At 52.5% G+C, this 26,030-nt stretch carries 20 protein-coding genes, 3 pseudogenes and 1 riboswitch; of the genes and pseudogenes, 9 read left to right on the top strand and 14 right to left on the bottom strand.

The window, feature by feature from the left end:
- Positions 1 to 502 precede the first annotated feature (502 nt).
- The gene (locus tag BG52_RS04955; RefSeq protein WP_051587682.1) at positions 503 to 1,126 is read left to right on the top strand and encodes a TraX family protein; all 624 of its coding nucleotides are present in this window, start codon (positions 503 to 505) and stop codon (positions 1,124 to 1,126) included.
- A gap of 67 nt (positions 1,127 to 1,193) precedes the next feature.
- Here BG52_RS04955 and BG52_RS04950 read toward each other — a convergent pair whose 3' ends face one another.
- Positions 1,194 to 1,934 (bottom strand): YwmB family TATA-box binding protein, encoded by a 741-nt coding sequence (locus BG52_RS04950; RefSeq protein WP_036581959.1) that lies wholly within the window; start codon positions 1,932 to 1,934, stop codon positions 1,194 to 1,196.
- A 128-nt stretch (positions 1,935 to 2,062) separates the two neighbouring features.
- Here BG52_RS04950 and BG52_RS04945 point away from each other — a divergent pair, with 128 nt between their 5' ends.
- Positions 2,063 to 2,782, top strand: coding sequence for a response regulator transcription factor (locus BG52_RS04945; protein ID WP_036581957.1), 720 nt, complete (start codon positions 2,063 to 2,065; stop codon positions 2,780 to 2,782).
- Positions 2,760 to 4,157: a sensor histidine kinase gene (locus BG52_RS04940; protein ID WP_036581955.1), complete on the top strand. Its 1,398-nt coding sequence runs from the start codon at positions 2,760 to 2,762 to the stop codon at positions 4,155 to 4,157. The genes BG52_RS04945 and BG52_RS04940 overlap by 23 nt, the downstream gene beginning before the upstream one ends.
- Here BG52_RS04940 and asnB read toward each other — a convergent pair.
- The 8 genes and pseudogenes from asnB to BG52_RS04905 all read right to left on the bottom strand — a co-directional run bounded on the left by asnB (position 4,150) and on the right by BG52_RS04905 (position 11,977).
- Positions 4,150 to 6,048, bottom strand: coding sequence for an asparagine synthase (glutamine-hydrolyzing) (gene asnB, locus BG52_RS04935; protein ID WP_223298920.1), 1,899 nt, complete (start codon positions 6,046 to 6,048; stop codon positions 4,150 to 4,152). The genes BG52_RS04940 and asnB overlap by 8 nt on opposite strands.
- 94 nt (positions 6,049 to 6,142) lie before the next feature.
- Positions 6,143 to 6,742, bottom strand: a pseudogene (locus BG52_RS16860) (C39 family peptidase); the annotation flags it as partial.
- A 243-nt stretch (positions 6,743 to 6,985) separates the two neighbouring features.
- Positions 6,986 to 7,462: pseudogene (locus BG52_RS16855) on the bottom strand (TlpA family protein disulfide reductase); the annotation flags it as partial.
- A gap of 64 nt (positions 7,463 to 7,526) precedes the next feature.
- Positions 7,527 to 8,267, bottom strand: coding sequence for an urease accessory protein UreH domain-containing protein (locus BG52_RS04925; RefSeq protein WP_036581953.1), 741 nt, complete (start codon positions 8,265 to 8,267; stop codon positions 7,527 to 7,529).
- A 12-nt stretch (positions 8,268 to 8,279) separates the two neighbouring features.
- Complete coding sequence (locus BG52_RS04920) at positions 8,280 to 8,993, bottom strand: cytochrome c biogenesis CcdA family protein (protein ID WP_036581950.1); 714 nt, start codon at positions 8,991 to 8,993, stop codon at positions 8,280 to 8,282.
- Between the two features lie 125 nt (positions 8,994 to 9,118).
- Complete coding sequence (locus BG52_RS04915) at positions 9,119 to 10,564, bottom strand: UDP-N-acetylmuramoyl-L-alanyl-D-glutamate--2,6-diaminopimelate ligase (protein WP_036581947.1); 1,446 nt, start codon at positions 10,562 to 10,564, stop codon at positions 9,119 to 9,121.
- 145 nt (positions 10,565 to 10,709) lie between these two features.
- Positions 10,710 to 11,558, bottom strand: coding sequence for a M56 family metallopeptidase (locus BG52_RS04910; RefSeq protein WP_036581945.1), 849 nt, complete (start codon positions 11,556 to 11,558; stop codon positions 10,710 to 10,712).
- A complete protein-coding gene (locus tag BG52_RS04905; protein ID WP_036581943.1) occupies positions 11,555 to 11,977 on the bottom strand; it encodes a BlaI/MecI/CopY family transcriptional regulator in 423 nt (140 codons plus the stop codon). Before BG52_RS04905 ends, BG52_RS04910 begins: the two co-directional genes overlap by 4 nt.
- An 86-nt stretch (positions 11,978 to 12,063) precedes the next feature.
- Here BG52_RS04905 and BG52_RS15230 point away from each other — a divergent pair.
- Positions 12,064 to 12,204, top strand: a pseudogene (locus BG52_RS15230) (NlpC/P60 family protein); the annotation flags it as partial.
- Positions 12,205 to 12,249: 45 nt separating this feature from the next.
- Here the strand turns inward: BG52_RS15230 and BG52_RS04900 are convergent.
- Positions 12,250 to 12,750, bottom strand: coding sequence for a C40 family peptidase (locus BG52_RS04900; RefSeq protein WP_051587684.1), 501 nt, complete (start codon positions 12,748 to 12,750; stop codon positions 12,250 to 12,252).
- 5 nt (positions 12,751 to 12,755) lie between these two features.
- Positions 12,756 to 12,888, bottom strand: a riboswitch (cyclic di-AMP (ydaO/yuaA leader).
- A gap of 194 nt (positions 12,889 to 13,082) precedes the next feature.
- Between BG52_RS04900 and BG52_RS04895 the strand changes: the two genes are divergently transcribed.
- Complete coding sequence (locus BG52_RS04895) at positions 13,083 to 13,835, top strand: YdcF family protein (protein ID WP_036581940.1); 753 nt, start codon at positions 13,083 to 13,085, stop codon at positions 13,833 to 13,835.
- Positions 13,836 to 13,913: 78 nt separating this feature from the next.
- Here BG52_RS04895 and BG52_RS04890 read toward each other — a convergent pair whose 3' ends face one another.
- From BG52_RS04890 to copZ, 3 genes are all read right to left on the bottom strand, one after another.
- Positions 13,914 to 14,534: an NAD(P)/FAD-dependent oxidoreductase gene (locus tag BG52_RS04890; RefSeq protein ID WP_036581938.1), complete on the bottom strand. Its 621-nt coding sequence runs from the start codon at positions 14,532 to 14,534 to the stop codon at positions 13,914 to 13,916.
- Between the two features lie 20 nt (positions 14,535 to 14,554).
- On the bottom strand, positions 14,555 to 16,981 hold the full coding sequence (locus BG52_RS04885; protein ID WP_036581935.1) for a heavy metal translocating P-type ATPase: 2,427 nt from the start codon (positions 16,979 to 16,981) through the stop codon (positions 14,555 to 14,557).
- 96 nt (positions 16,982 to 17,077) lie between these two features.
- On the bottom strand, positions 17,078 to 17,278 hold the full coding sequence (gene copZ, locus BG52_RS04880; RefSeq protein WP_036581933.1) for a copper chaperone CopZ: 201 nt from the start codon (positions 17,276 to 17,278) through the stop codon (positions 17,078 to 17,080).
- A 330-nt stretch (positions 17,279 to 17,608) separates the two neighbouring features.
- Between copZ and BG52_RS04875 the strand changes: the two genes are divergently transcribed.
- Entirely contained in the window at positions 17,609 to 18,529 is a 921-nt protein-coding gene (locus BG52_RS04875) for a cupredoxin domain-containing protein (protein ID WP_036581931.1), read from the top strand.
- 21 nt (positions 18,530 to 18,550) lie between these two features.
- On the opposite strand, the gene BG52_RS04870 is transcribed toward BG52_RS04875, so the two are convergent.
- Positions 18,551 to 19,426 carry a WD40/YVTN/BNR-like repeat-containing protein gene (locus BG52_RS04870; protein WP_036581929.1) on the bottom strand — a complete coding sequence of 292 codons (876 nt, stop codon included), beginning with the start codon at positions 19,424 to 19,426 and terminating at the stop codon, positions 18,551 to 18,553.
- A 476-nt stretch (positions 19,427 to 19,902) separates the two neighbouring features.
- Here BG52_RS04870 and BG52_RS04865 point away from each other — a divergent pair, with 476 nt between their 5' ends.
- The 3 genes from BG52_RS04865 (at position 19,903) to metE (ending at position 25,846) form a co-directional block, all read left to right on the top strand.
- Positions 19,903 to 22,128: a ribonucleoside-diphosphate reductase subunit alpha gene (locus BG52_RS04865; RefSeq protein WP_036581926.1), complete on the top strand. Its 2,226-nt coding sequence runs from the start codon at positions 19,903 to 19,905 to the stop codon at positions 22,126 to 22,128.
- A gap of 81 nt (positions 22,129 to 22,209) precedes the next feature.
- Positions 22,210 to 23,247, top strand: a complete 1,038-nt coding sequence (locus tag BG52_RS04860; RefSeq protein WP_036581919.1) for a ribonucleotide-diphosphate reductase subunit beta — start codon at positions 22,210 to 22,212, stop codon at positions 23,245 to 23,247.
- Between the two features lie 268 nt (positions 23,248 to 23,515).
- Positions 23,516 to 25,846, top strand: coding sequence for a 5-methyltetrahydropteroyltriglutamate--homocysteine S-methyltransferase (metE, locus tag BG52_RS04855; RefSeq protein WP_223298919.1), 2,331 nt, complete (start codon positions 23,516 to 23,518; stop codon positions 25,844 to 25,846).
- Positions 25,847 to 26,030 lie beyond the last annotated feature (184 nt).

Genomic DNA, 26,030 nt, shown 5'->3' with positions numbered 1-26,030 from the left:
CCTTCCTCCCCGCAAGGGACGAAAGGACCGCGGTACCACCCTCATTCGAACCGTCCCGGCCCATGCCAAGCTGACGATTCCTCTGGCGCGGTTAACGGACCGCTGCCGGGCACGACCTAGTGGGGATCCATGCGGAAAGCCCGTTCAGCGGCCTGCTAAGGAGTGAATTTCGGCAGCCCGTCTCCGGGGGACACTCTCAATCTTAGACGTCCCCTCCCTGTCGGAAGGCGCATGCGTACTTGTCTCCATCATGGCAGTTACCTCATATAAAATTTACATTAATCTATATTATATGCAAACCCGCTGCGCGGTGCAAGTCGCAGGGCCGCCAAAATGTTTCCGTTGGATAATTCAAACGAATGGCCGGCGCCTTCGAATAATAGACCCTCAGGACTACATAATGTCGTGTATATTGCCAGCGTAAGTGTTATACTGATAAATGATATGACAACTTGCAAAAGGAGCAGCATAAGATGGCAAAGCATCTGTGGAGGACCCGAGAATGATGCAGTGGATCGCGATGATTACGATGCTGATCGACCATGTCGGTTTGATTTTCTTTCCGGAATCCGAGATGTTCCGCATTGTCGGCCGAATCGCATTCCCGCTTTACAGCTGGTTTTTGGTTCAAGGCTATATACATACCAGGAATCATAAGAAATATATGGTCAGGCTGTTCTGGATGGCGTGTATCTCTCAAATTCCCTTTACCCTCGCCTTGCAGGCATCGGATTTAAATGTCATTTTCACCCTCCTGGTCGCACTGATCGGCTTATATGCCATGGATCACGTAGCGGACCAGAAGTATAAGGCCCTGATTCTTATCGGCGTATTCGTAACGGCCGCAGCGGTGCCTATGGATTACGGGATTTACGGCGTTATATTGATATTCATGATCCGTTATTTTAGCGGCCTCAAGCTGATCGGCCTGCACCTGTTGTTGAATTTGCTCTATTTCCTCGATAACGGCCCGGGCTACTGGATTCAATTATTCAGCATTGCCGGCACCATCCTGATTGCCTATCCGGTCAATTATCGCGCCATGAACAAGACGAAATGGCTGTACCGGAGCTTTTATCCGGCGCATTTATCGATCCTGTTCGTCATTTCTTATTTGATGAAATGACAAAGGTCAGGAAGACCGCGCAAAAACAACCCGGCCCTTTACACTGAAGGCTGGGTTATACGTATAATCAATACTCGATCGTAATCAGCGGTGTACCGATCGTCACGCGCCATTCATTCGTTTCCGTGATTTTATGCGATGCGGCTTGGAGATTAACGGATTGTTCACCGCTTCTCACGGAGCTGCTGATCGCCGCGGAATAATAAGTCGAGCTGAATGTATTGACATCCTCATACTGTTCAATTACCGCAGCGGAGGTTGCCGTCTGCACCAGGCGGAAAAAGCTCGCAGGATCGTTGTCATACGATCGAAGCAACCCCTGAACGACAAAATTCCAATCCGGCGCGATACCGGCCGCCTTTAATTTCATGGAAGTATTCTGCTTCCATATTTCCGCCTGCTGGAGGGACTGCTCGCCGAGCGACTGTCGGGTGATGACCAAGTAGGTCTTCCCGGCGTCGTCGCCCGTAAGCGTGAGCGCAATGTTTCCTCCGTTTGCGCCCGAGACTTTGACTTTATATACCGGATGTATCCCATGCATTTCGATAGTGCCGCGCGGGAGGCCGAGCTTCTCGCTCAACTTGCCGGCTGACCGCTCGAAGTCCGCGCGATTTGTGTAGCTTCCAAAGGGGCTGGCGTGTTTGATCAGTAAACTTCTATCCGTCGCATCCATTGCTTCAACGGACAAATCCCAAACGGTTTGAAGGCCGGATTGCCGGTTTTGCAGTTGATCCCGATACATCATCCCGCCGGCAAACAGCAGTGCGATCATAACCGAAATGACGAACACGGCTTGTTTTGTTTTCAATACCATTTCCTCCCCCCGCTAAGGAACTTCGACAAGCAAAATTTCCCCATTCTCACCCTATTTCAAGTCGTTTATAATAACATATTAGACAATGAAAAGACACTAATATGCTGGATAAGAGGTAGATCATGATAGACCGACACATACTGATCGTTGATGATGAAGAACCGATGCGCGAGCTCCTGCTTCTTTATCTCCAATCCGCCGGATACACAGCCGAGGCGATAAGCGACGGGGAAGAAGCGATTCATTTCGTGAAGCGGCGGCATTTCGATTTAATCCTCCTGGATCTCATGTTGCCGGGCATAGATGGATTCGAGGTCTGCAGACAGATACGCAATTTCTCCACCGTCCCTATTGTAATGCTGTCAGCGCGCGAGCAAACCGCCGATAAAGTGATCGGACTGCGAATCGGAGCAGACGATTACATTACCAAGCCGTTCGAGTATCAAGAGCTGTTGGCCAGGATCGAAACCATCTTCAGACGGGAACAGTTCGCACACGAGGACCGGCGGCATGCCAAACAGCAAACGGTTATTTCGCATAATGGCTTGAAGATGAACCTGCAGACGCATCAGGTGTTCCATGAGGATGTCGAGCTGTCCTTCACACCGAAAGAATTTGCGATTCTCCGCATCTTTCTCTCCAACAAAGGAAGGGTATTCCACCGCGACGACATCCTGGAATTAGTATGGAAGACGCCGACGGTCAACGATGACCGGACCGTGGATACCCATATCAAAAATATTCGGGAGAAGTTGTCCAAAATCGGCATTCCGGGGCAGGAAGTCATAAAAACCGTATGGGGAACAGGATATATTTGCAATGAAAATGCCAAAGATAAATAGCGTGTCGGTAAAGCTCGGCAGCCTCGTTATGATCATTTTCCTGCTGCTCGTTATTGCCATCCATTCCACGCTTTATATGCTGTTTGTCCGATTCCACACGAATGATCGCATTCAAGGATTGCTGCAGCGCAGCAGCAACTATTCGGCCTTGCTCAGCGACCATTTTGAGAAAACGACTATTTCGCATGTGCTGGGTATGGAGAGCTTGACGAATAATCTGCTTCTGATTCTGGATGCATCGGGAAACAGGCTGGGCGCTTCCGATAACCTCGCCCGACTCTCTCCCGAAAATTTGGATAAGATCATTACGCACGGCAGCCTGGAGCACGGATCGGTGGTCGCATCGGATTGGAAAAATGAGTATTATTTCATTACGCAATCCTCCATCCTTTCCGGTTCACAGGTGGTCGGCAAAGTGATCATGCTGACCCCGACCGAACCGATGCGAAATGCCGTCACGGCGTTAGGCGTCACGAATTTGTCCGTTGCGGCAATTGCCGTCTTGATCAGCGCGGCCTTGATCTTCGTGACGTCCAACCTTGTTGTGAAACCGCTCCTGCGCATTATTCGCATGACTCAACGAATCTCGGAGGGAAAACATGATTGGGAGCTGATCCCAAGCGGAACGGATGAGATCGCCCAGCTATCCCGCTCCATCAATCAAATGTCCGAAAATATTCAGTATTACAAGCATCAGCGAAATCAATTTCTGGCCGACATCTCGCACGAGCTGCGCACGCCTTTAACCTATATAAAGGGCTACTCGGAAGTGCTGGCCAACGATGTCGTCGCAAAGGAAGAAGACAAGAAACGGTATTTGACACTGCTGTATTCGCAAAGCATTCAGCTCCAGAGGCTGGTGCAGGATCTGTTTGAACTCGCCAATCTCGAGCAAGGCGCTTTTTCGTTCGAGTTCAAACGCACCTCAATCGAAAAAGTGATTTTAAACGCGCTCGACCTCATGTCCGATTCCATAAAGGAGACCGGGATCGATTTGAAATACGATCCCTCTCCCGTTTCTTTGTATGTGATGGGTGACGAGCGTCGGCTGCAGCAGGTGATCATCAATTTGCTTGAGAATGCCAGAAAGTATACGCCGGAGAAAGGCGCGATTCACATTGCCACCTTTGCCCGCGAGGATTGCTGCATAATCGAGGTAACGGACACAGGCTCCGGCATCCCCGAGAAAGACCTGCCCCATATCTGGGAACGTTTGTACCGGGTTGATAAATCCCGCTCCCGCACAACAGGCGGGGCGGGATTGGGTCTGGCGATCAGCAAAGAAATCATCAACTTGCACCAGGGCGAAATAAGCGTGACAAGCCGCGAAGGCGCCGGCACTACCTTTCGCATCAAGCTGGCAAAAATCACATAGAGGCGGCCGTCATGCGCGAGCCTTTCCAGGCTGACGGCAAGCTTTCCTCAATATAAATCTGATGCCAGAGCATGAAGACGAGAAGCGTCCATAATTTTCGGCTTGCATCGGTTTTACCCTCTTTGTGCAGCTCCAGCAGGCGAAGCGCATAAGATTTGTTTATCCATTTCCCGACATCGGCCGTATGAATGAGCTCTTTCGCCCAGACGTACCATTCGTTTCTCAACCAGACCCTTGTCGGGACGGGGAAACCGAGCTTTTTCCGATTTTGAACATCCGGAGGCACAACATCCTTCATAGCTTCCCGCAGCAGCACCTTGGTCGCCTCCGGGGTCACCCTGTATTTCGTCGGGATCGCGGCCGCAAATTTGAACACTTCCTTATCGACGAACGGTACGCGCAGCTCCAGCGAATTCGCCATCGACATTTTATCGGCTTTCATCAGGATGTTGCCGCGCAGCCAAGTATGGATGTCGATATATTGCATTTTGGTCACGTCGTCGTAAGCTTCGGCTTTCTGATACAGCGGGGCGGTCACAGCTTGAGTCGGCCGGTAGAACCCGTCTGCGAGGAAGGAAGCGGACAATACGTCTTTCTTTTCTGGATCGGCGAAAATTTTGGCATTTCCGTAAAAACGTTCCTGAAGCGTCTGGCTGCCTCTCTGCAAAAAGCTTCTGCCCTTCATGCCCGCAGGCATAAGCTCCGCCAAAAACCCGGTCATTTTCCGCAGTCCGTCCGGCAGCTGCTGCAGCATGCGCAGAGAATGCGGTTCCCGGTATATGTTATAGCCCCCAAAAAACTCATCGGCTCCCTCACCCGAGAAAACGACCTTCACATGCTGGCTTGCAAGCTTGGAGACAAAGTACAGTCCGACGGCGGAAGGATCGGCCACGGGCTCGTCCATATGCCAGACCAGCGCGGGAAGCACATCCATATATTCCTGCGCGCTGATGCGTATCTCATGATGTTCGGTTCCCAAATAAGCCGCCGTTTTTCTGGCCTCATCCAGTTCGCTGTAACCCGGCATGTCAAAGCCGACGGAGAACGTTTTGGTAGGCTCGAGACGGTGCAGCAGGCCGACAAGGCTGCTCGAATCGATGCCTCCCGACAGAAAAGCGCCTCTCGGCACATCGGAGTTGCGGTGCAGCCCGACCGATTCGGCCAGAACGACCCTCGCCTCTTCGGCCAGATCGGAGAAAGACCGGGTTTCGTCCGGGTTAAATTGCACGCTGTAATAGGGTTTGATTGTCATCTTGTCGTCTTTGATCATCATATAATGGCCGGCCCCGAGCTTGCTTACCGATTGGAACATCGTAGCCGGCTCAGGCACATATTGAAACGTCAAATAATGATACAGCGCGTCTTCGTTTACTTCCCGATCCAATTTCCCGGAAGCGAACAACGATTTGATTTCCGAGCCAATCATATATCCGTAAGGCGTCTCGCTGTAATAGACCGGTTTGACGCCAAACGGATCGCGGGCGGCAAACAGCAGCTGACGCTTCTTGTCCCATATCGTAAAACCGAACATACCGCGCAAATAGTTCGGACAATCCGTCCCTGTTTCCTCGTACAGCCGAAGGATGACTTCCGTGTCCGACTGCGTGCGGAACTGATGCCCTTTGGCGGTTAACCATTCCCGCAATTCCCGGTAGTTGTAGATCTCTCCGTTAAATACGAGCCACACATCCTGCGTTTCGTTACCGAGCGGCTGTGCGCCATTCTCTATATCGATAATGCTCAATCTCCTGAATCCGAGTCCCACATGATCGTTGACATAGATGCCCTGGTCGTCCGGACCGCGGTGAGCGATGATATCGGTCATTCTTTGCAATATATCCGATGAGACGAGTGCCTGATTTTTGTTGTAGACGGTGACGAATCCGCACATATTTGTATACAAATCTCCTTTAAAACATGACTTTATTACAGTCTAGCAATCGTTTTTGTGGAATTCGTGAAGAATGGGTTAAAAATGGCTTCCTTCATGCTTTCATATAGGTGATTGCCTGTTTGCCCATCTGATCATAGGCCTGCTTGAAGGAATCGATTAATATCTTTCTGTTTTTAACATTTGCAAGAGGATCGTTAAAATAGATGTATTTCTCATCATAGCCGGTAATCAGAACCGAATGCTCTCTATATGTAATTTTCACTTGACCCGAAGGCGTTTCCCACGTCTGGAACTGCGAGTCAGGCACACGTGAAAACCACGTATTCGTAATGATCCATACCGGAGCACCACGATTGAGAGAATAGAGGATGTCCTGCAGCTCGCTTCCGGTCATATCGATGATTTGGCCCGGGAGATAACTTTCAGCCAACTCCTTAACCGGTCCATGGTATACGCCGTATCCCGGCTTATCGATCGTATATATGTCACCGATGAAGCCGTCATAAGGATTACCGTAGTAGACAACGCCGTTCTTTTTGCGGTATGGCGTCGGATCTTTTTTTATCTCTTCGGCCAGCTTCATCTTGTCCGCGCCATCCACACCCGCGACCCGCAATAGCATCGCCAGGCTCGTTACTTCGCAGCCCCGCGCAAGCTCGGGCATCTGGGCGATTAACGGTGCATCGATGAGACCGGCTTGGGCGGGCAATGCGGTATTCTCCCATACGGGCGTATCGTATTGCTGAAAATATATGGTTGTGTCCGTGAAGCCTTTGGCATACCTCACAGCAGCATTAAAACGGTTAAAGTCCGATATGTAGCGCCCGTTCTGATAGACGGTAAAGGCGTCAGCACCTTCGGGGGCTTGGTCGACCTTCATGGCCGCGGCCTGCTGGCTTCCGCCATTTTTCAGCAAATCCGTGAACTTGCTCTCCATCGATTTTAGATTTAGGGGACCGATCACTTTATCCACGATCACCCCTTCACTGTTCACAAAGAAAGTCGTGGGGATCGGCCGGATGCCGTACTTTTTCGCTACTTCCGCTGTTTTGTCCATTAACACAGGAAACTCGAAACCGTATTCCTGGACGAAGGCTCTGGCTCCCTCTACCGTATCGCTTGCGGTGACATTAATCGCGTAGATGTCCATTTTTCCTTTGTAGGTCTCATAAAGCTTAACGAGCTCGGGCGCCTCCTGCTTGCATGGCTCACACCAGGATGCCCAGAAATTGAGCAGAACCGGTCTCCCGTTGGCGTTCGGCATGATGTAGGTGTCTCCATCCAACCCGGGGAGCGAAAATTTCGGAGCGGAATAGCCGATTTTCGGCAGCTCTTCACCTGTAGCGGCGCGCGGATCCGAATTTGATTGCTTCGACTCTTCAAAGGAACGCAGCTGGTAAACGACGATCATGGCGATCACCGCCACCGCGCCGAATGCCAGTAAAAGCTTTTTCATACCGATTCCCTCATTCCTTTTAAATCGTCCAATAAGTTAACGTATCGCTGATGCCGAGCAGCAGGAAGAACACGCCCGACAGCTTCTGTACCCATCCTCCCCAATGCTTTGCCCGCTTCATAAACACCCGGTCGAGGCCGAACCCGACAGCCAGTCCCGCAATGAGCAGGAAAGGCATTGCCGTTCCCGCAGCGAAGACGGGCGGCAGCAGGACGCCATACGAGGATTGCAGCGTCAACGGCATGAGCGATCCGAAGAACAGGATAAACATGGTCGGGCAAAATCCGATCGAGAAGGCGACTCCCATCAAAAAGGCTCCGCCTTTGCCTCCCGCTCGGGCAGCGACTGCCTGCAATCGCCCCGATATTCGCGCACCCCATTGAAAAGGCAGCCGGATCCACCCGAGTAAAAACAAGCCGATGAATACCAGCAAGGGGCCCAGCAGCTTCCTTGCCGACTCGAATAACGGAATAAAGTCCCGTGAAATTTGCTGCCCGAAAAACCAGAATAAAACACCGAACAGGCTGAACAAAACCACCTTGCCTAAAATATACATACCCGCTTCAGCCCAAGACAGCCTCGATTGGATGTGACGGTTTCCAAAAAAGGTGATAGCGGCGACATTAGCTGAAATCTGACAGGGAGCTACCGAGCCGATGAATCCAAGAAACAACGCAGCCAATACAGCCGTATTGGAGTCGGCGGCTTCCAGAAAGGGCCCGCTTAAGAAGGAACTGATTTCACTTAATATGGTGTACATAGCCATCCCCCCTCAGAATCCCGTGAACCCGCCGTAAAGTCTGATAAAATAAATCGTGATATCCGTCATTTTGTCCGTATACAGCAGGAAGCCGGTCACAATCATTAACGCGCCGCCCACTTTCATGAGGATATTCGAATATTTGAGCAGCCACCGCATTTTCCCGATAAAAAAAGCCATCACGAAAAATGGAATGGCAAATCCGATCGTGTAAGCCAATGTGTAGACGAGTGCCTGGCTCGGGTTGCTGACGCCCAAGGTCAATACTGCGGCCAAGATCGGTCCGACGCATGGCGTCCACCCTGCCGCATAGGTGATGCCCACCATAACGGAACCGAGATAACCCATAGGCTTCTGCTTCCATTCGAACCGTACGTCCTTCATTAGCAGCTTGGGCGTAAATACGCCGAGCATGACCAACCCGAAGAGCGCAACCATGATACCGCCTATTTGGCGGATCAAATCCTGGTTATCGGAAAATAAATTGCCGACCAGACTTGCCGATAAACCCAATGCAAAAAAAATGATTGAAAATCCGAGAATAAAAAATAGCGTATGCAGAAGAGCCTGTTTCTGAAACAACCCCCTCCCTTCCTTCAAATCTTTCACCGAAACCCCAGTGATATAGGATAAATAAGATGGGTACAGCGGAAGGCAGCAGGGGGAAATAAAAGATAAAAACCCCGCTCCGAATACAATCCATAACGTTAGATCGGCAGCGTTCATATCGTTGCTCCTTATTCAGTTTGCTCGTAGCGCATACGATGCGGTGAAACCGCATAACACACTACAACTTGTAGTATACAAATAAAGACACCGTCGGGCAACGGCATCTTCAGCGCGGCCCAAAATTAGGAGCGGTTACTTAGGTACTGGATCGTTTCCCTGTCCGTAACGGACGGGAACGCAAAGCTCTGGTCGTAAGTTTCATGTCCTTTTCCGGTAACCGCAACCCAATCATCCGGGCCTGCCTCTTGCCAAGCATACTCGATCGCTTTCGTCCGATCCTTAATCACCACAATGCGTTCCCCGCCGTACCGATCGGCCAGCTTGGCCGTTTCCTCCAGCAGCAGATTGCCGTCCATGCCCGATAGATTGTCCAGGGTCAAAATGATTAAGTCGCTCCACGCTTGCGAAATCTCCAGCATCAGCCCCCGTTTGGACGGATCTCCGTTACCGCGGAAACCGAATACATGAATAATTCTTTTCGGCTTAAGAGAATGTAAGGTCCGTAGAAACTGCTGAAACCCGTCAGGGGTATGGGCGTAATCGACTACAAACCGGGCGCCTGCGGGATGCCGGTAAATTTCAAACCGTCCGGCTACACCGGGGAAAGTTGCGATGGCTTCTTTAATCACAGATGCGTCTACTCCAATTCTGCGGGCGGTCAACCAGGCGGCCGCGGCATTCCACGCATTGTATACACCGGGAATGGGCATGGCGATTTCATGGTGTTCGCTGCCTTCCCGGATAACGAACCTAAAAGGAAATTCGCTTATCACCCGCACGAACTCCACGTCATCCCGAATGCTTTCACCGAAAGTATGAACGTTCTTCTCGAGCGTCGTCAGCTGATCGATTAGACGGGCCCCCCATTCGCATCCGCTGTTGATAACCGCCTCGCCCTGTTCCTTCAGCAGGCCGAACAATCGCGCCTTCGTCTGGAAGTATTCGCCCATTGTCTTGTGGTAGTTCAGGTGATCGTAGCTAAGGTTGGTAAATACCGCATAGTCGAACTTGGTGGCGCCGACGCGATCCTGATCGATGCCGTGGGAAGAGACCTCCATGATGACTGCCTGATCCCTGCTCTGGTTCAACCACTGCTGCAGCTGCAGCGCATCGGGTGTCGTCTGCGTCGAGGGCATGTCGACGCCGTTGATTCGATGGCCGACGGTACCGATAAGCGTACAGGTTATCCCGGCCGATTCAAGTATGTAGCGCAGTAAATACGAGGTCGTCGTCTTGCCGTTGGTCCCCGTAATACCGATCATCGTGTGCCGCCCGGACGGCTGATCATAGAACGCATTGGCTAACCGGGCCAGCGCAAGCCGCGCATTGGATACACGGAAATAAGGAACCGGCAGCCCGTGCAAATCCTTTTCACCGACCACGGCGGCCGCTCCGGAATGAATCGCATCCTCGATATAATCATGACCGTCAGTCGCCAAACCGGGAATAGCCACAAATAAGTCACCTTTGTTTACTTTGCCTGAATGAAATTGAATGCCTGAAAACACAAGATCATTAATGGAATCGCTGTTGAGTAACAGTGCGTTCAAAGCGTCTCGTAAATGCATTTGCAACTCCTTTATAAGACATCATCTGTTTTTATCAAGCAGAAATAAAACAGGGAGCCGATGCCGACATCCCTGTTTTATTATAAACGACAGAGGCAGATTTAATAAGCGGTACCGGACCGGCAAACGAACCGAAATAATCGACTTAAGTACAGCTGCTTACGACAATCATGCCGATGAAGAAAATGACAAAAAAAGAAATAGTCAAGGGCATGAAATGGACTAAAGGAACGCGTATTTCCTTTTGGGGCTCGATTAATTGAAGCAGACGGTAGTTAATCGCTTCATCCGCAAATCCGATGCCGACCTTTACATTTTCAGTGAGACGCGAACACCTTAATAAGACGCTTGCGAGATCCGCACGGCTTCCCATCCGCCGGATCGCATATTGGTCGGCCTCCAGCTCAATCCACACGCGAATATAGTGCGACAGGCGTTTCAGCACCGGAATAAACGGCAAGCTGTCCGTTATGACTTTCATGACAAGCATACGCGCGGGATCGTAATGCCGACAATGGCTGATCTCATGCAGCACGATGGAAGCAACTTCCCGTTCCGAGAACTCGGAGACGAGCGTGCTGGAAAGGATGACTCTCGGCCGCCGAAACCCGGAAGTCAACGCCAGAATCGATTCATGCCGGATAACGACGACCTCATAACCGCGGTTTGCGTATTTTCGGCTCAATTGCGCCGTGAGCTGCGGATCCCGGTGGTCGTCAACATACTTGTTCCACCTTCTTAGCGTCGCGAGCTGGGATGCGAGCACCTGCAGGATCATCCAGAAACTATAGATCACGATCGCATTTAAACCGATTAGTACCGCCCAATGCCAAAACAATCGATTGCGGAAGAAGGCGATGCAGTATTGCAGGAATCCCGTTTTCAGATTAAACCCGAACAGCTCATAAAGCAAATAAATAACCATTTGAGACCAGACGAGTCCGCCGATCAGCAGCATCCCGAGGAAGGCAATGTGATGCTTCCTGATCCTCATGACCTGCCTCGCTTCCATTCATCCAATCTTGCTTCAAGCAAACACATTAATTGGGGATCGGCCTGTTTCACCGCGTCCACCAACTGATTAACGATCAAATGGCCATACTCCTGAACAAGGCCTTCCGTAACGATCCGTGTCTGTTCTTGAATGAATTGTTCTTTGGTTTGCACCGGCTGGAAGCAAGTGGATCGAGCTCTACCTTTGCCGGTAATCGACTTCCTCAAGTGGCCTTTTTCGTACAAGCGATTCATCACGGTCATAACCGTATTGAACGAAAGATCGTCATCAAGCAGAGATTGCACGTCCTTTATGGTCACTTCCTCATGTTTCCAAACGATGTCCATGATTCGGGCTTCCAGCGATCCGAAAAATCGGTTCATCCCCTCTTCGCTCAGCTTGATGCGCTGTATTCTCAACCCGTCTCACCCTTTCTTCTTGCGTCCTGCTCCCATTAAAAATTGTAGTCGTTTACAAAGCATTCAGTCAACCGATGCCGCTATCCATTACGCATAACGGCATCTATCTTGGAAACGGCAAAATCCTGCACACCTACTCCAAAAAATCGGGCGGTGTCCGCATCGATTCGATTGAAGGCACACAGTGGGAAAAAAGGTTCCTGTTCGGCGGCAGCGTGCAAAAATAAAGGACAAGCCCGGGTAAAAAAATCCCGGGCTTCTGTTTTGTTTATTTACTTTCCTTCGTTATGAGAATCATCCGATACATGCTCATCATTAACCATAACGGTATAATCTTCACCGGATATTACGCGACGCGCGGTAACGTATCTTTTGTCATAATAGGTTTCGGATATTTTGCTGATTTGAACCCCTCTGCTGCTGGAGGAATGCGCGAATTCCCCGCCTCCGATGTAGATCCCCGCATGTGAAATGCCTCGTCCGTCCGTATTAAAAAACACCAGATCGCCTGGACGAAGGTCTTCCCTGGCCACTTTCATACCGGCAAGCGCCTGTGATTTGGACGTTCTCGGAAGCTTCACATTGAACTGATTAAATATATGTAAGATAAAACCCGAGCAATCAAAGCCTGCAACGGTGGTTCCTCCCCATTTGTAAGGAGTACCGACAACCTCATTCACAGCTTTGCGCAGATCGGTTTGAGCCGCTGAAACACTTCCGGCGGCGGCAAATAACAGGACTGCACTTAACAACGACACGACGACTTTCCTCAACGACATTATTCTCCCTTCGGTGCCTACGAGGTTAGCTGAGGGTTCGGTTGAAGGCTCCCTATAATCCCTCGGAATCAGGATTAATTCACCCGGAATGGTTTCCCCGTTTTTCCGCAGAAAATTCGGCAAAATATTGGTTTTGGTTTGCAATGATTAGTTTAATTCGGGTTTCCTTGTCGAAATCCTTTATAACCCAAATTAGAATTCTTTCATCTTACCCGGGAAGACGCGATGCACATATTTGTTCATTCGTTTCATTTCCAGTAGGAACTGTAGTATATTTACTTTCAAGAGGTTCGAACCGTTTTGCCGCGAATGGAGGCCTGCTGTTATTGTTCTATATATTGCTGCTCGTCACATCTTTCTTGCTTCCTCCCGGACTGTGGATTCTCGTTCTTGTCGGTTTTGGGTGTATCATCTTTCGACGCAACCGCAGGATATCCATTTTCTTCTTCGCCTTCGTCTTGATTTTCTATTTAAGTACAACCTCACTGGTATCCCAGGCCCTGATTCGTTCGCTTGAAAACGACTACAGCACCCCGGAAATGCCCGAGGGTGACGTGATTGTCGTTCTTATGGGTGGCGCCACGGCCGATACGCCGGGAATCGGCGGACCCGGACATCCTTCAGGCGAAACGTCCGGAAGACTGATAACGGCGGCCGCTCTACAGCGGGCGCTCGGACTGCCTATCTTGGTATCAGGCGGACAAGTATACCCTGATTCCGCGTCTGAGGGCGATACAGGGAAAAAAACTCTAATCTCACTAGGCATACCGCCCGCCATGATAAACGTAGAGAATGCTAGCCGGAATACCGCCGAGAACGCGGAGTATACAGCTTCGATGCTAAGGGAAATGAAGGCTGAAAAGCCGATACTGGTAACGTCCGCCATACATATGGCGAGATCGGTCCTTTACTTCAAGCAGGTCGGTATGGAGCCTCTTCCTTATCCAACCGCTTATTTATCGAACCGGAAGTTTGTATGGCACACACGGCTTCTCTATCCTTCCTATGATGCCGTCAACGATACAGGTCATGCTCTGAAAGAATACCTGGGGATTATTTCCATTCGATTATTTCCGTAGCCGATTTTATCGTCGTTTAGGAGAAAGCATCGCCCTTCCTAAAATGAGAGGGACCGCTCATGCTGAGCGGTCCCTCTTTCAAACGGCAGCGGCCTCGCGGATCGTTTCCAACGACACCCGTTCGATAAACTTGGAGAATTTCTCTTTTTTCTTTCCGTTGGCTTGAAAAAACCGGATAATTCTCTCGACAACCGGGATGAGCTTATCTTCCGGAACATCTTGCATGAACAACGAACCAAGCACCGCTCTCAACGTCTTGCCTTCCCCGCCGATATAAATATCGTAAGCATCTCTCATCTTCACAACCCCGATATCCTTTAGCAGCGGCTCACCCGTGGCGAGCGCGCATCCCGAGAATCCGATCTTCAACGGACTTGGAACCTCGTGGCCCCCAATCGCCTCATTCAACCGTACAGCCACCTGCAAGCCGGCTTCTTCCGCCCCTTTGCAGAAATTGCAGGTGATCAGGCTTTTGGTATAAAAGCCCGCCGGGTGAATCTCCAGACCCGATTCACGTAGTTTTTTCTTAGCCTGTTCCACGCCGTCTTCGCTCATTTCGACATACAGCTGTTTGAAGGTCGTCAGTTCAATTTTGGCGTCCTCGCCTACAATCGAACCAAGCACCTGCAATTGCTCGGGCTTGAATAGGGTGCCTCCCACTTCAAATCCGGGTGTAACCGCAAATTTCGTCGTCCCCATCGGTCGTATCTCCCCTGAACTTATACTTTGACACGCTGCAGCCGAAGAGCGTTCAACACAACCGACACCGAGCTTAATGCCATTGCCGCCCCGGCCACCCAAGGCGCAAGAAGCCCGATCGCAGCAATCGGTATGCCGATGGAGTTGTAGGCCAATGCCCAGAACAGGTTCTGGCGGATGTTCGTCATCGTCTTGCGGCTCATATAAATGGCGTCGGGTATGCTGTTTAAATCGCCCCTCATCAACGTAACGTCGGCCGCTTCCATCGCGACGTCCGTACCGGTGCCGACCGCCATGCCGATATCCGCCATAGCGAGCGCGGGGGCATCGTTGATGCCGTCGCCGACCATCGCCACTGTCATCCCTTGAGCCTGAAGCTTCTTTACTTCATCGGCTTTGCCTTCCGGCAGCACCTCGGCCAACACATGCTCGATGCCGACCTGTTTGGCGATTGCTTCCGCCGTACGTTTATTATCTCCGGTAATCATAATAACCTGAATGCCCATCTGCTTCAGGCGGGCTACCGCCTCTGCCGACGTTTCCTTGATCGTATCCGCAACGGCTACGAGGCCTGCGTACTGGCCGTCCACGGCAATGAGCATCGCCGTTTTGCCAGCTTGCTCGAGTTCCTCCATCATAGCGAGCGCTCCAGCTACCGCAACATTATATTGAGCCATCAGCTTGCGTGTGCCGGCAAGCACTTCTTTGCCTTCCACCACCGCCCGGATGCCGAAGCCCGGCACCGCTTCAAATTGTTCCGTCCCCGGCAGTTCAATCCCTTTGTCAAGAATACCGGATACGATCGCTTCCGCCAGCGGGTGCTCCGAATTTTTCTCGGCCGCTCCTACCAGTCTCAACAAGGCTGCTTCATTGCCCGTCACATCCACGACATCGGTAAGCTCAGGCTTGCCTTTCGTCACGGTTCCGGTCTTATCCAATATAATCGCGTTAATCTTATGGGTGCCTTCCAGATGCTCGCCGCCTTTGAACAGCACGCCGAGCTCGGCTGCCCGACCGGAACCGGCCATGATCGAGGTAGGGGTAGCCAGTCCCAATGCGCAGGGACAAGCAATAACCAGGATGGCAATCCCGATTTCAAGCGCGTTTGCAAATTCGCCCGGCTTAATCACAAAGTACCACAACAGCGAAACCACGACCGCAATGCCGACAACGATCGGAACGAAAATGCCGGAGATGACATCGGCCACTCGTTGAATCGGCGCTTTGGAGCCCTGCGCTTCTTCCACCACTTTAATGATCTGGGCAAGCGCGGTTTCTTTGCCGACTTTCGTCGCTTTCACGCGCAGCATGCCGTTTTTGTTAATCGTAGCCCCAATGACATGGTCGCCGTTTCGCTTGTCGACTGGAATGCTCTCCCCTGTCAGCATCGATTCATCAACCGCCGACGATCCTTCTACAACTTCGCCGTCGACCGGAACCTTCTCGCCCGGCTTCACCAGGACAATATCGCCGGCCACCACTTCTTCTACCGGAATCGCAATTTCCTGACCGTCGCGGACCACAAGCGCCGTTTTTGCCTGAAGGCCCATCAGCTTCTTGATTGCTTCCGAGGTTCTGCCTTTTGCCAGAATCTCAAACAGCTTGCCGAGCAGCACCAGGGTGATTAGAATGGAGCTGACTTCGTAATACATCGCCGGCGGCTCAGACACCGATTGCCCCATCCATTCGAGGGTTAAATAGATGCTGTAAAAATAAGCGGCCGACGTTCCTAACGCAATCAGTACATCCATATTGGCGCTCTTGTTACGCAACGCTTTGTAGGAACCTTCATAGAACCGCCAGCCGATGTAGAATTGAACCGGCGTTGCGAGCGCGAGCTGGAACCACGGGTTCATGATTATAGCCGGCGACCATATCCATGACATAAAGGAGAAATGGGCTACCATCGACCACAGCAGCGGGAAAGACAAAATCGCGGAGATCCACAAGCTTCGCTTTTGCCTTCTGACTTCATGGCGGCGATGCTCCTCCGGATCGGCGACTTCTGACTTCGCCGTCGCTTTGTAACCGAGCTGCTCAACCTTTTTTTGCATATCGGACACCGATACGCTAGCCGGATTATATTCAACGCGGGCGGTTTCCAATGCCAGATTCACATTCGCTTTGGTTACGCCCGCCATTTTGTTTAAACCCTTCTCAATCCTTGTCGCGCAGGCGGCGCAGGTCATGCCCGTAATTTGCAGATCGATTGTATCCTTAAGCGTGCCGTAGCCGAGTTTTTCAATTTGCTGCTCCATGGTGGGCAAATCGACAAGGTTCGGATCATAGGTTACGGATGCTCGCTCAAGCGCAAAATTTACATTGGCGTCCTCGACGCCTTCGATTTTTTTCAAGCCCTTCTCAATTCGATTGGCGCAAGCCGCACAAGTCATTCCTGTAATTTGCATCGTTGTTTGTTCGGCGGCTGCGGATTTGGTTGCAGACATCAAAACCACCCTTTCTTCAATCCCTGATATACCCCTATAGGGTATGTATATGTGTAAAAGAATGGAGCCACCGCTGCGGATGGCTCCGGGTTCCCATTACACCACGTCGTAGCCCTGATCCTCGATCGCCGCTTTAATGGCTTCCAGAGAAACTTTGGACTCATCGAAGCTCACCGATACGGAATTGGCGGCGAGATCAACCTTCGCGGATGCACCGACGTTTTTCACCGCTCCTTCAACCGAATTCACGCAATGTCCGCAGGACATGCCGTTTACTTGCAGCGTTACCTTTTGCATAATACTTTCCCTCCCGGATTATGTTTGCCTTACTTCAGTAAATATATTTACGGTGGGCTTTGGTTCGCCTCACACATTAAACATACTATACCCCCCATAGGTATGTCAAACGTTTTTTCACTAAACTTAACTAACGAGCTGCCGGAATGGTTCGTCCGCCCGCTCGTTAGTATATCCTGCCCGTTACATTTTCATCTTCAGTACACATTCAGACTAAGCTGTCCACCGCGGGAACCACTACGATTTGTCGTATTAAATTGGCGTTGTCCGCATAAAACTTAATAGCACTTGTCCCGCATCGATGACGGCCTTGAAAGGAGAGGAACTACGATGAATCCGTTATCCATCATTGGTTTGGGCTATTTCGTCCTCGTTTCCTGGAACATTATTGCGCTGTTTCGTTTTCACAAGCATATTCCGTGCATGACCGGCATGATGTGCTCGATGGTGTTGGGCATGACATCCGGCTGGGGCATCGGCAGCGTACTTGCCGTTCAGTTTCCGGCGTATTTATTTCAGGTTACTTTTATCAGCATGCTGCTGGGCGGGGCAGTCGGAACGTTAGCGGGGATCGCAATTGGCTTGATGCCCGTTCTAGACGGGATGCTGGCGGGATTTATGGGAGGCATGATGGGTCCCATGATGATCGGAATGTTTCCGGCCGGTACGGGGGAAACCGCCGTAAAGCTGACCGCGATCCTGCTTCAGGGCACATTATTCCTGCTTTTTCTCATGCTCGGCCACGAATTGGCGCCGCATGCCGCCAAAAGAGGCCGCGCCATTTATATGAAACCATTATATCTGTTCCTCGCTTGGGTTGCCCTGTCAGGATTTATGCTGCTCGCTGAAAAGCAAGGGAGCATAGCGGCGGACAGGGTGCCGATGACCGGGCAAAGCCAATCGGAGTCTCATCGGCATGGCCTGACGCCCGCTTCCGATTCCTCCGGCGCAGTTCGAAGCCTTCGCATCGAAGCCTCCGATTATTCATTTTCCCCGGGTGCCGTCAACCTGTTAAGCAATGAGAAGCTGTCTATTACGCTCGTCAATACGGGATCTGTGGACCATGATTTCGAGATTGAAGGAACGGATATTCACATCCATGCCAAGCCGGGAGAAACGGTCCGGCAGCTTGTCGAACTGAACGAACCCGGAATCTATCGGTCCGTCTGCACGCTGCCCGGACACAAGGAAGCGGGAATGAACGCCATCGTGACGGTAACTAAAGAGCGGCTATCATCAGCCGCTCTTTAGGGAATTCCCGCATATGCAACTCTATGGCGTGCGCCGGTTCCACGTATCGCCCCGATCGCGCGTCTCGTACACGGTTAACGCCTGTGTGACTACGAGACCTAGGCCATCATCCAGAAAGCGTATGCCAACCGGAACTTCTTCATTAAGATTCAACGGGACCGCGGACCACGCTTTCAAATCCGTCGACCGTTTCGATCCGCTCGGCGTTATGGCCATCACGTCCCCGTCAGGCATTCCCGCGACGGCATACACGGGTTCGTTCAGAATGTCCTGTGGTTGAGCGCTCTCCGAAGAAAGATCATAGGCGGTCAATTTCCGGTCCGTGCCGACAAGCAGCAAGCCGGGTTTTCCTTTGACGCTCGCTAATGAAACGGTGTTGTTCGGGGCATTCATCAGGAACCGCCAGGATTCTCCGCCGTCTCGCGTCTCATAGATGACCGAACGGTCAGCTGCCATAAAAACAAAGATACGGTTTGGATCGTTGCTGTCCATCTGCATGATATGCGCATCAAGCGTCTCCGGCAGCCCGGAGGTCAAATTTGTCCAGCTTTTCCCGCCGTCGGTGCTGCGCTGAATAAAGCCGTGTCCGCCGATGAACATGACGTCCGCATTGGCCGGATCATATTCCAGGCTCATAATATCCATGTAGGCCAACGGCTCGAAGTAGTCCCACTTGCTCCCATTCTGCTTAAAAAGACCGGCATGCGTACCCAGCCAAATCGAGCTCGTATCCGGAGAGAAATGAAACGTATGCGAATGCGTATTTCGCCCCGGCTGTATGGAGTCGGCCAGCTTGTTATCGTCGGGCTTTGTTATACCCCAAATAAGGATCCCAAGGATGAGGATCACCAAGCCAGCTAAAATCGTCGGAAAACGGAACAGCTTATCCTTTGTCATATCGGTCTCCTTACCGGCCGGAAATGGCAGCTGCTCGTTATTTCTCTACCTCGCCGGACCATTCGGCCATTCCGCCTTTCAGATTGTGCACCTGCTTATAACCCGTCCTGCCGCATAAAGCGACGGCTCCCGCACATCTTTGCCCAAATTCTCTTTTTGCAACAGGTCCGCTTTCTCTTAGTTTATCTTATAAGATTGTAGTTGTTTGCAGCCCCCACCGTCAACAGCACACAGCAGAAGACCTCCTGTGGCATCCGGGCAGTCTTCTCTTCCTCCGCTAAGTGCCGCACTCATGCCCAGTCCGCATTTCCGGAATGATAGCAAGCTGACGGTTAAATACGAATGGATACGACGATCGATGTCGAAAACCATTGACTTCACACTATATATTGGTGTACCTTATTTGTTGTACCTCTACATATTGTATATCCCAAATATTTTTACGACGTTTTTTTTAACAAGGAGCGACTTTGCCGATGGACATTATCAAAAGGAACGGCCAGAAGGAAGAACTGATATTTTCAAAGCTGAAGAAAGTCATCGATTTCTCCTGCACGGGTTACAACGATTGCGACCCGCTGGAGCTTGAAACGGCGCTTCTCCCCTATTTCCGCAACAATATCACGACAAAGGAAATTCAGCGCACCCTTACCCAGGTGGCGGTAGAGAAAACGAGCATCGAACAGCCGAACTGGCAGTACGTTGCGGCCAAGCTGCTCGTATACGATCTGTACAAGGAGTCCGCCATTACCCGCAAATACGGTTACTTCGGCTACGGGGACTTTTACTCGCTCATTACTTATCTGACCGAGAAGGGCTTTTACGGCAAATACATATTGGAGCATTACACCAGGGAAGAAATTCGCGAGCTCGGCAACTATATTGCGCCGGAGCGCGATTACCTGTTCAACTATATCGGGCTGAAAACGCTGGCTGACCGCTATTTGATCCGCGGCTTCAACGGCGAGGTGCTCGAGCTGCCCCAGGAGCTGTTCATGGGCGTAGCGATGCACCTCGCCATGAAGGAGCAAGACAAGCTCGGCTGGGCCCGCAAGTTCTACGACGTGCTGAGCCGCCTGCAGATGACGGTCGCGACGCCGACGCTGGCCAATGCGCGCAAGCCGTTCCACCAGCTGTCGAGCTGCTTCATCGACACCGTTCCCGATAACTTGTGGGGCATTTACAACGTCGACTCCAGCTTCGCGCAGGTATCGAAATTCGGCGGAGGCATGGGCATTTATGTCGGCAAGGTCCGCAGCCGCGGCTCCAACATCCGCGGTTACAAAGGCGTCGCCGGCGGCGTCGTGCCGTGGGTGAAAAACTTCAACAACACCGCGATTGCGGTCGACCAGCTCGGCGTGCGTTCCGGCGCCGTCGCCGTCTACCTCGACATATGGCATAGGGACATTCTTGATTTCCTGAACCTGAAGACGAACAATGGCGACGACCGGATGAAGGCTCACGACATTTTCCCCGGCGTCTGCATTCCCGACCTGTTCATGAAGAAGGTTCAAGAGCGCGATAGCTGGTACCTGTTCGATCCGCATGAGGTTCGCACCTACATGGGCTGGGCGCTTGAGGATTCATGGGGAGACGAATGGGAGCGCCGCTACGAGGAGTGCGTCAACCATCCGGAGCTTTCGAAGGAAGAAATTCCGGCGATCGACATCATGAAGCGCATCCTGACCAGCTCGTTCGAAACGGGCACGCCGTTCGTGTTCTACCGCGATACGGTCAACCGCGCGAACCCGAACAAAAACTCCGGAATCATCTACTGCTCCAACCTGTGCACGGAAATTTGCCAGAACATGAGCCCGACCGAATATATGCAGACGACGCACGAAGACGGCGTCATCACGACGAAGATAAAGAGCGGCGACTATGTCGTCTGCAACCTGTCCTCCCTCAACCTCGGACGCACGCGCTCCAAGGAAGAGATCGCCGAAGTCGTCGCCTGCCAGATGCGGATGATGGACAACGTTATCGACCTGAACCACTACCCGGTTCCGATGGCGGAAATTACGAACAAGAAATATCGCGCCGTCGGCCTCGGCACGAGCGGCTATCATCAATGGCTCGCTTTGAACAAAATCGCCTGGGAATCCGACGAGCATCTCGACGCCGCTGACTCGCTGTACGAGTGGATCAACTACTGCGCCGTGAAAGCCTCGATGGAAATCGCCAAGGAAAAGGGTTTCTACCCTGCATTCGAAGGCAGCGAGTGGCAATCGGGCGAATACTTCGACCGCAGAGGCTACGAAAGCGAGCAGTGGCAGGCGCTTAAGAAGGAAGTTGCCGCGAACGGCGTGCGCAATGCCTGGATGTTCGCCATCGCGCCGACCGCCTCCACGTCGCTGATCGCCGGCTCGACGGCGGGCATCGACCCGATTTTCAACAAGTTTTTCATCGAGGAGAAGAAAAATGCCGTCATTCCGCAAACCGCGCCTAACCTGAATGACGAAACCTTCTGGTATTATAAAGAAGCGCATCATATCGACCAGCACTGGAGCATCAAGGCCGCGGGCCGCCGCCAGCGCCATATCGATCAAGCGCAGTCGTTCAACCTTTACATCACGCCCGATTACTCCGCCAAAGAGTTTCTGGATCTGTATATGGCGGCTTGGGAGAACGGGCTGAAAACCGTATACTACTGCCGCAACAAGAGCCTGGAAGTGGAGGACTGCGTAAGCTGCAGCGCGTAATGCGCCGCAGCTTTCCTTTCCGTTGCGGGCGGCACGCGATGAGCTTAACTACGAGATAATCGATTTCAAGGAGGCTTACCGATGGAATTGCAGAAAAAAAAGCTTTTTAACGAGGAAGGCGACCGCGACTGGGGCATGCGCCGGATGATCGGCGGCAATACGACGAACCTGATCGAGCTCAACAACGTGAAATATGACTGGGCGACGAAAATGTATCGGCAGATGATGAACAACTTCTGGATTCCCGAGGAAATTCCGCTGGCCCAAGATGCGAAAGATTATAAAAACCTGTCGTTGTCCGAGCGCAACAGCTACGATAAAATCATCAGCTTCCTGATCTTCCTCGACTCGCTGCAGACGGCCAACCTGCCGAACATCAACGAGTACATCACCGCTCCGGAGGTCAATCTGATCCTGACCGTGCATACGTTCCAGGAAGCGGTGCACAGCCAGAGCTATTCGTACATTCTGGACAGCGTATGCTCCGCCGAGGCGCGCGAACAGATCTACAACGCCTGGCGCGAGGACAAAAACCTGCTCAAACGGAACCGGTTCATCACCGACCTGTACGAGAACTTCATCGCGGAGCCTTCTTCGCAGAATCTCGTCAAAACGATCATGGCGAACTACATTCTCGAGGGCATTTATTTCTACAGCGGGTTCAGCTTCTTCTACGCGCTCGGCCGCCAGGGCAAAATGCTCGGCACCGTGTCGGAGATCAAATACATCCAGCGCGACGAGCTGACGCATCTGGCGTTGTTCCAGGGCATTTTCCGCGAGGTGCGCAAGGAGAATCCGGAGTTGTTCACGCCGGTGCTGATTGAGGAGCTTCGCCAGATGATGCGCACCGCCGTCGAGAACGAGGTCGAATGGGGCCAATACATCACGAACAACCAGATCGCCGGCCTGACGAACGAAATACTCGAGCAGTACATCAAGTGGCTGTCCAACGAACGGCTGCGCAAGCTCGGCCTGGATGTCCTCTACCCGGAAATCACCGAGCATCCGATGAAATGGGTCGAAAGCTTCAGCAACATGAACGGCATGAAAACCGACTTTTTCGAGCAAAAGGTTACGAACTACAGCAAGTCCTCCAATCTCAACTGGGGCGACCTGTAGGGCAATGCTTGGAGCTGCCTGCGTATGGATAGCCGCGCGGGGCTGCTTGCATAGAAAGCCCCGTGAAGCAAGCCGCCTGTGCATACAAGCTCCGTTCGCTGCATAAAACCGCCCGGATGTCATCGTGATGACGTCCGGGCGGTTTTTCGCATAGTCAATTTCGCATAGTCATTTCGTTTATTGCATATTTATTCATTAAGATGTATATTTATTATTATTCATTGGGAAACGGTTGTTTAGACTATCCCCGCCAAGGAGGAATTGCAAAGTGTCGAGCAGCATCAATCAAGTCGGGAACGGGATCGGAACGGTGTCCAATCTCGGATATCCGAGAATTGGAGAACAGCGGGAGTGGAAAAAGGCGTTGGAAGCCTACTGGATTGGCGAGCTTCCGGAAGAACAGCTGGAGGGCGAATTGAAACGCCTCCGTTTGCACCATTTAAGGAAACAGCAAGCAGCGGGCGTCGACCTCATTGCGGTCGGGGATTTCACGCGATACGATCATCTGCTCGACCACAGCGTCGCCTTCGGCCTGGTGCCCGAGCGATTCGCCGGTTTGCAGGCGGACGGCGGATCGGCGCTGTATTTTGCAATGGCTCGCGGTGCGGAAGGAATCGCCGCCTGCGAGATGACGAAGTGGTTCAACACCAACTACCATTACATCGTCCCCGAGTGGACGCAGGAATCCGCTCCGGAGCTGCGGTCCAATCCATGGCTGGCCGACTTCGAGGAAGCGAAGTCGGCGCTTGGGATCGTAACCAAGCCCGTGCTTGTAGGCCCATATACGTTCGTCCGGTTATCGAAAGGAATCGCCTCCGGCGCCCGCGAACAGGCCGTTCACAAGCTGCTTCCGGTATACGCGCAACTGCTGGTTCAATTGGAGGCCGCGGGAGCCGCGTGGATACAGCTCGACGAGCCGGCGCTCGCAGGGGACGTCGACGCGGGCGACTGGCCGCTGTTGAGCGAAATCTACCATGTGCTGCGCGCGGCTGCGCCGCAGCTCAAGCTGATGGTCCAAACTTATTTTGATGCCGTGGACAATTACGAGACGCTGGTCTCGCTGCCGGTAGACGGCATCGGTCTCGACTTCGTCCATGACCGCGGCGTATCGCTTAGACAAATAGCCAAATTCGGTTTTCCGTCGCAGCTGGTGCTCGGCGCCGGCATCGTTGACGGACGCAACATCTGGAGATCCGACCTGACTGCGGCGCTGGCCGTGCTGGACTGCCTGAAGCAATGCATCCCGCCCGAACGGATCATGCTGCAGCCATCCTGCAGCCTCCTCCATGTCCCTGTAACGTTGAAGCATGAGAAAAAGCTGCAGGGAATCGAGCGGCTGGCTTTGGCGTTTGCCGACGAGAAGCTCGGCGAGCTGGCCGTGTTGAGAACGGCGTTGCGTGACGGCATCTCCGCGGTAAAGCTTGAGCTGCAGGATAATGCCCTGCTGTTCGATGCACTGCGGCAGAGCCCCGGGCGCAACCGATTCGCCCAGACGAGCGTTTCGATGGATGACGGTGCCGCCTTCTCGAGACGGTCGGCATTCAATGAGCGCCGTAAGGCGCAGCAGGCCAAATGGAACCTGCCCTTGCTCCCCACCACGACGATCGGCAGCCTGCCGCAAACCCCCGAGATCCGCAAAGCGCGTCAGCAATGGCGCACGGGCAAGCTGGACGATACCGCTTACGAGACGTTAATACGAGCGAAAATCGCGGAATGGATCGCACTTCAGGAGGCGATCGGGCTGGATGTGCTTGTGCATGGCGAATTCGAGCGGAGCGATAGGGTGGAATTTTTTGGCGAATGCCTGGACGGCTATGTGTTTACGGAGAATGGTTGGGTGCAGTCGTACGGCTCCCGCTGTGTGAAGCCTCCCGTCGTGTTCGGCGATGTCGCTCACATTGCGCCGGTGACGTTGGCAGAGACAGTCTATGCCGCCTCGTTGACAAGCAAACCGGTGAAAGGCATGCTGACCGGCCCTTTGACGATGCTGAACGGGTCGTTCGTCCGTACGGACATTCCACGCAAAGAGGTTGCCTTCCAGCTTGCGGACGCCATACGCGCGGAAGTCGAAGCTTTGGAAGCGGCCGGCATCGGGATGATTCAGGTGGACGAACCGGCGCTGCGCGAAGGGGCCCCGCTGAAGCAGAGGGAGTGGAAGGAGTATCTCGGCTGGGGCGTCGAAGCGTTCAAGCGGACAGTCGGCACCGTACGGGATACGACGCAAATTCATACGCATCTGTGCTATTCCGATTTTCATGAAATGCTTGGTGCGATCCGCGACATGGATGCGGACGTCATCTCGCTCGAAACGTCGCGCAACCACGGCACGCTGATCGAGTCGCTGCATAGCGAAGCGTACGACAAAGGAATCGGCCTTGGCGTCTATGATAGTCATAGCCCGTTCATTCCCGACACGGCGGAGATGGAGCGGATCATCCTCGAAGCGCTGGACGCCGTCCCGCCAGAGCTGCTGTGGGTGAATCCCGACTGCGGCCTGAAGACGAGGAGCATCGAAGAAACGCTGCGGTCCCTCCGCAGAATGGTTGAAGCTGCGGACCGGATACGGGGCTCGCTTGTGCAGATTGGAGTATTCACCTGACGCCGCGTCAAACGCAGCCGCAAGGCCATGCCGCACGCCTGCGGCGTTTCCCCTTTGCTGCTGCGGCGCCGGCGCCTGTTATCGGCCGATCCGTCCGTTTGGTTTCCGCAGCTCATCCAGCCAATAGTCGGGCCAGAAATCGGCTCGCACATCCGGAAAACCTCTCGTTCCCTCCCATACGTAA

This window comes from Paenibacillus darwinianus, assembly GCF_000598065.1.
Lineage (GTDB): Bacteria > Bacillota > Bacilli > Paenibacillales > Paenibacillaceae > Paenibacillus_I > Paenibacillus_I darwinianus.
Note: the sequence above shows the minus strand (reverse complement) of the source record. Positions and strands in the feature narration are given on the sequence as shown.

Excerpts from the sequence above, each read along its gene's own strand:
- BG52_RS04955 (WP_051587682.1), top strand. The coding sequence starts at position 503 with ATGATGCAGTGGATCGCGATGATTACGATGCTGATCGACCATGTCGGT.
- BG52_RS04945 (WP_036581957.1), top strand. The coding sequence starts at position 2,063 with ATGATAGACCGACACATACTGATCGTTGATGATGAAGAACCGATGCGC.
- BG52_RS04940 (WP_036581955.1), top strand. The coding sequence starts at position 2,760 with ATGAAAATGCCAAAGATAAATAGCGTGTCGGTAAAGCTCGGCAGCCTC.
- asnB (WP_223298920.1), bottom strand. The coding sequence starts at position 6,048 with ATGTGCGGATTCGTCACCGTCTACAACAAAAATCAGGCACTCGTCTCA.
- BG52_RS04925 (WP_036581953.1), bottom strand. The coding sequence starts at position 8,267 with ATGTACACCATATTAAGTGAAATCAGTTCCTTCTTAAGCGGGCCCTTT.
- BG52_RS04920 (WP_036581950.1), bottom strand. The coding sequence starts at position 8,993 with ATGAACGCTGCCGATCTAACGTTATGGATTGTATTCGGAGCGGGGTTT.
- BG52_RS04915 (WP_036581947.1), bottom strand. The coding sequence starts at position 10,564 with ATGCATTTACGAGACGCTTTGAACGCACTGTTACTCAACAGCGATTCC.
- BG52_RS04910 (WP_036581945.1), bottom strand. The coding sequence starts at position 11,558 with ATGAGGATCAGGAAGCATCACATTGCCTTCCTCGGGATGCTGCTGATC.
- BG52_RS04890 (WP_036581938.1), bottom strand. The coding sequence starts at position 14,534 with ATGGGGACGACGAAATTTGCGGTTACACCCGGATTTGAAGTGGGAGGC.
- BG52_RS04885 (WP_036581935.1), bottom strand. The coding sequence starts at position 16,981 with ATGTCTGCAACCAAATCCGCAGCCGCCGAACAAACAACGATGCAAATT.
- copZ (WP_036581933.1), bottom strand. The coding sequence starts at position 17,278 with ATGCAAAAGGTAACGCTGCAAGTAAACGGCATGTCCTGCGGACATTGC.
- BG52_RS04875 (WP_036581931.1), top strand. The coding sequence starts at position 17,609 with ATGAATCCGTTATCCATCATTGGTTTGGGCTATTTCGTCCTCGTTTCC.
- BG52_RS04870 (WP_036581929.1), bottom strand. The coding sequence starts at position 19,426 with ATGACAAAGGATAAGCTGTTCCGTTTTCCGACGATTTTAGCTGGCTTG.
- BG52_RS04865 (WP_036581926.1), top strand. The coding sequence starts at position 19,903 with ATGGACATTATCAAAAGGAACGGCCAGAAGGAAGAACTGATATTTTCA.
- BG52_RS04860 (WP_036581919.1), top strand. The coding sequence starts at position 22,210 with ATGGAATTGCAGAAAAAAAAGCTTTTTAACGAGGAAGGCGACCGCGAC.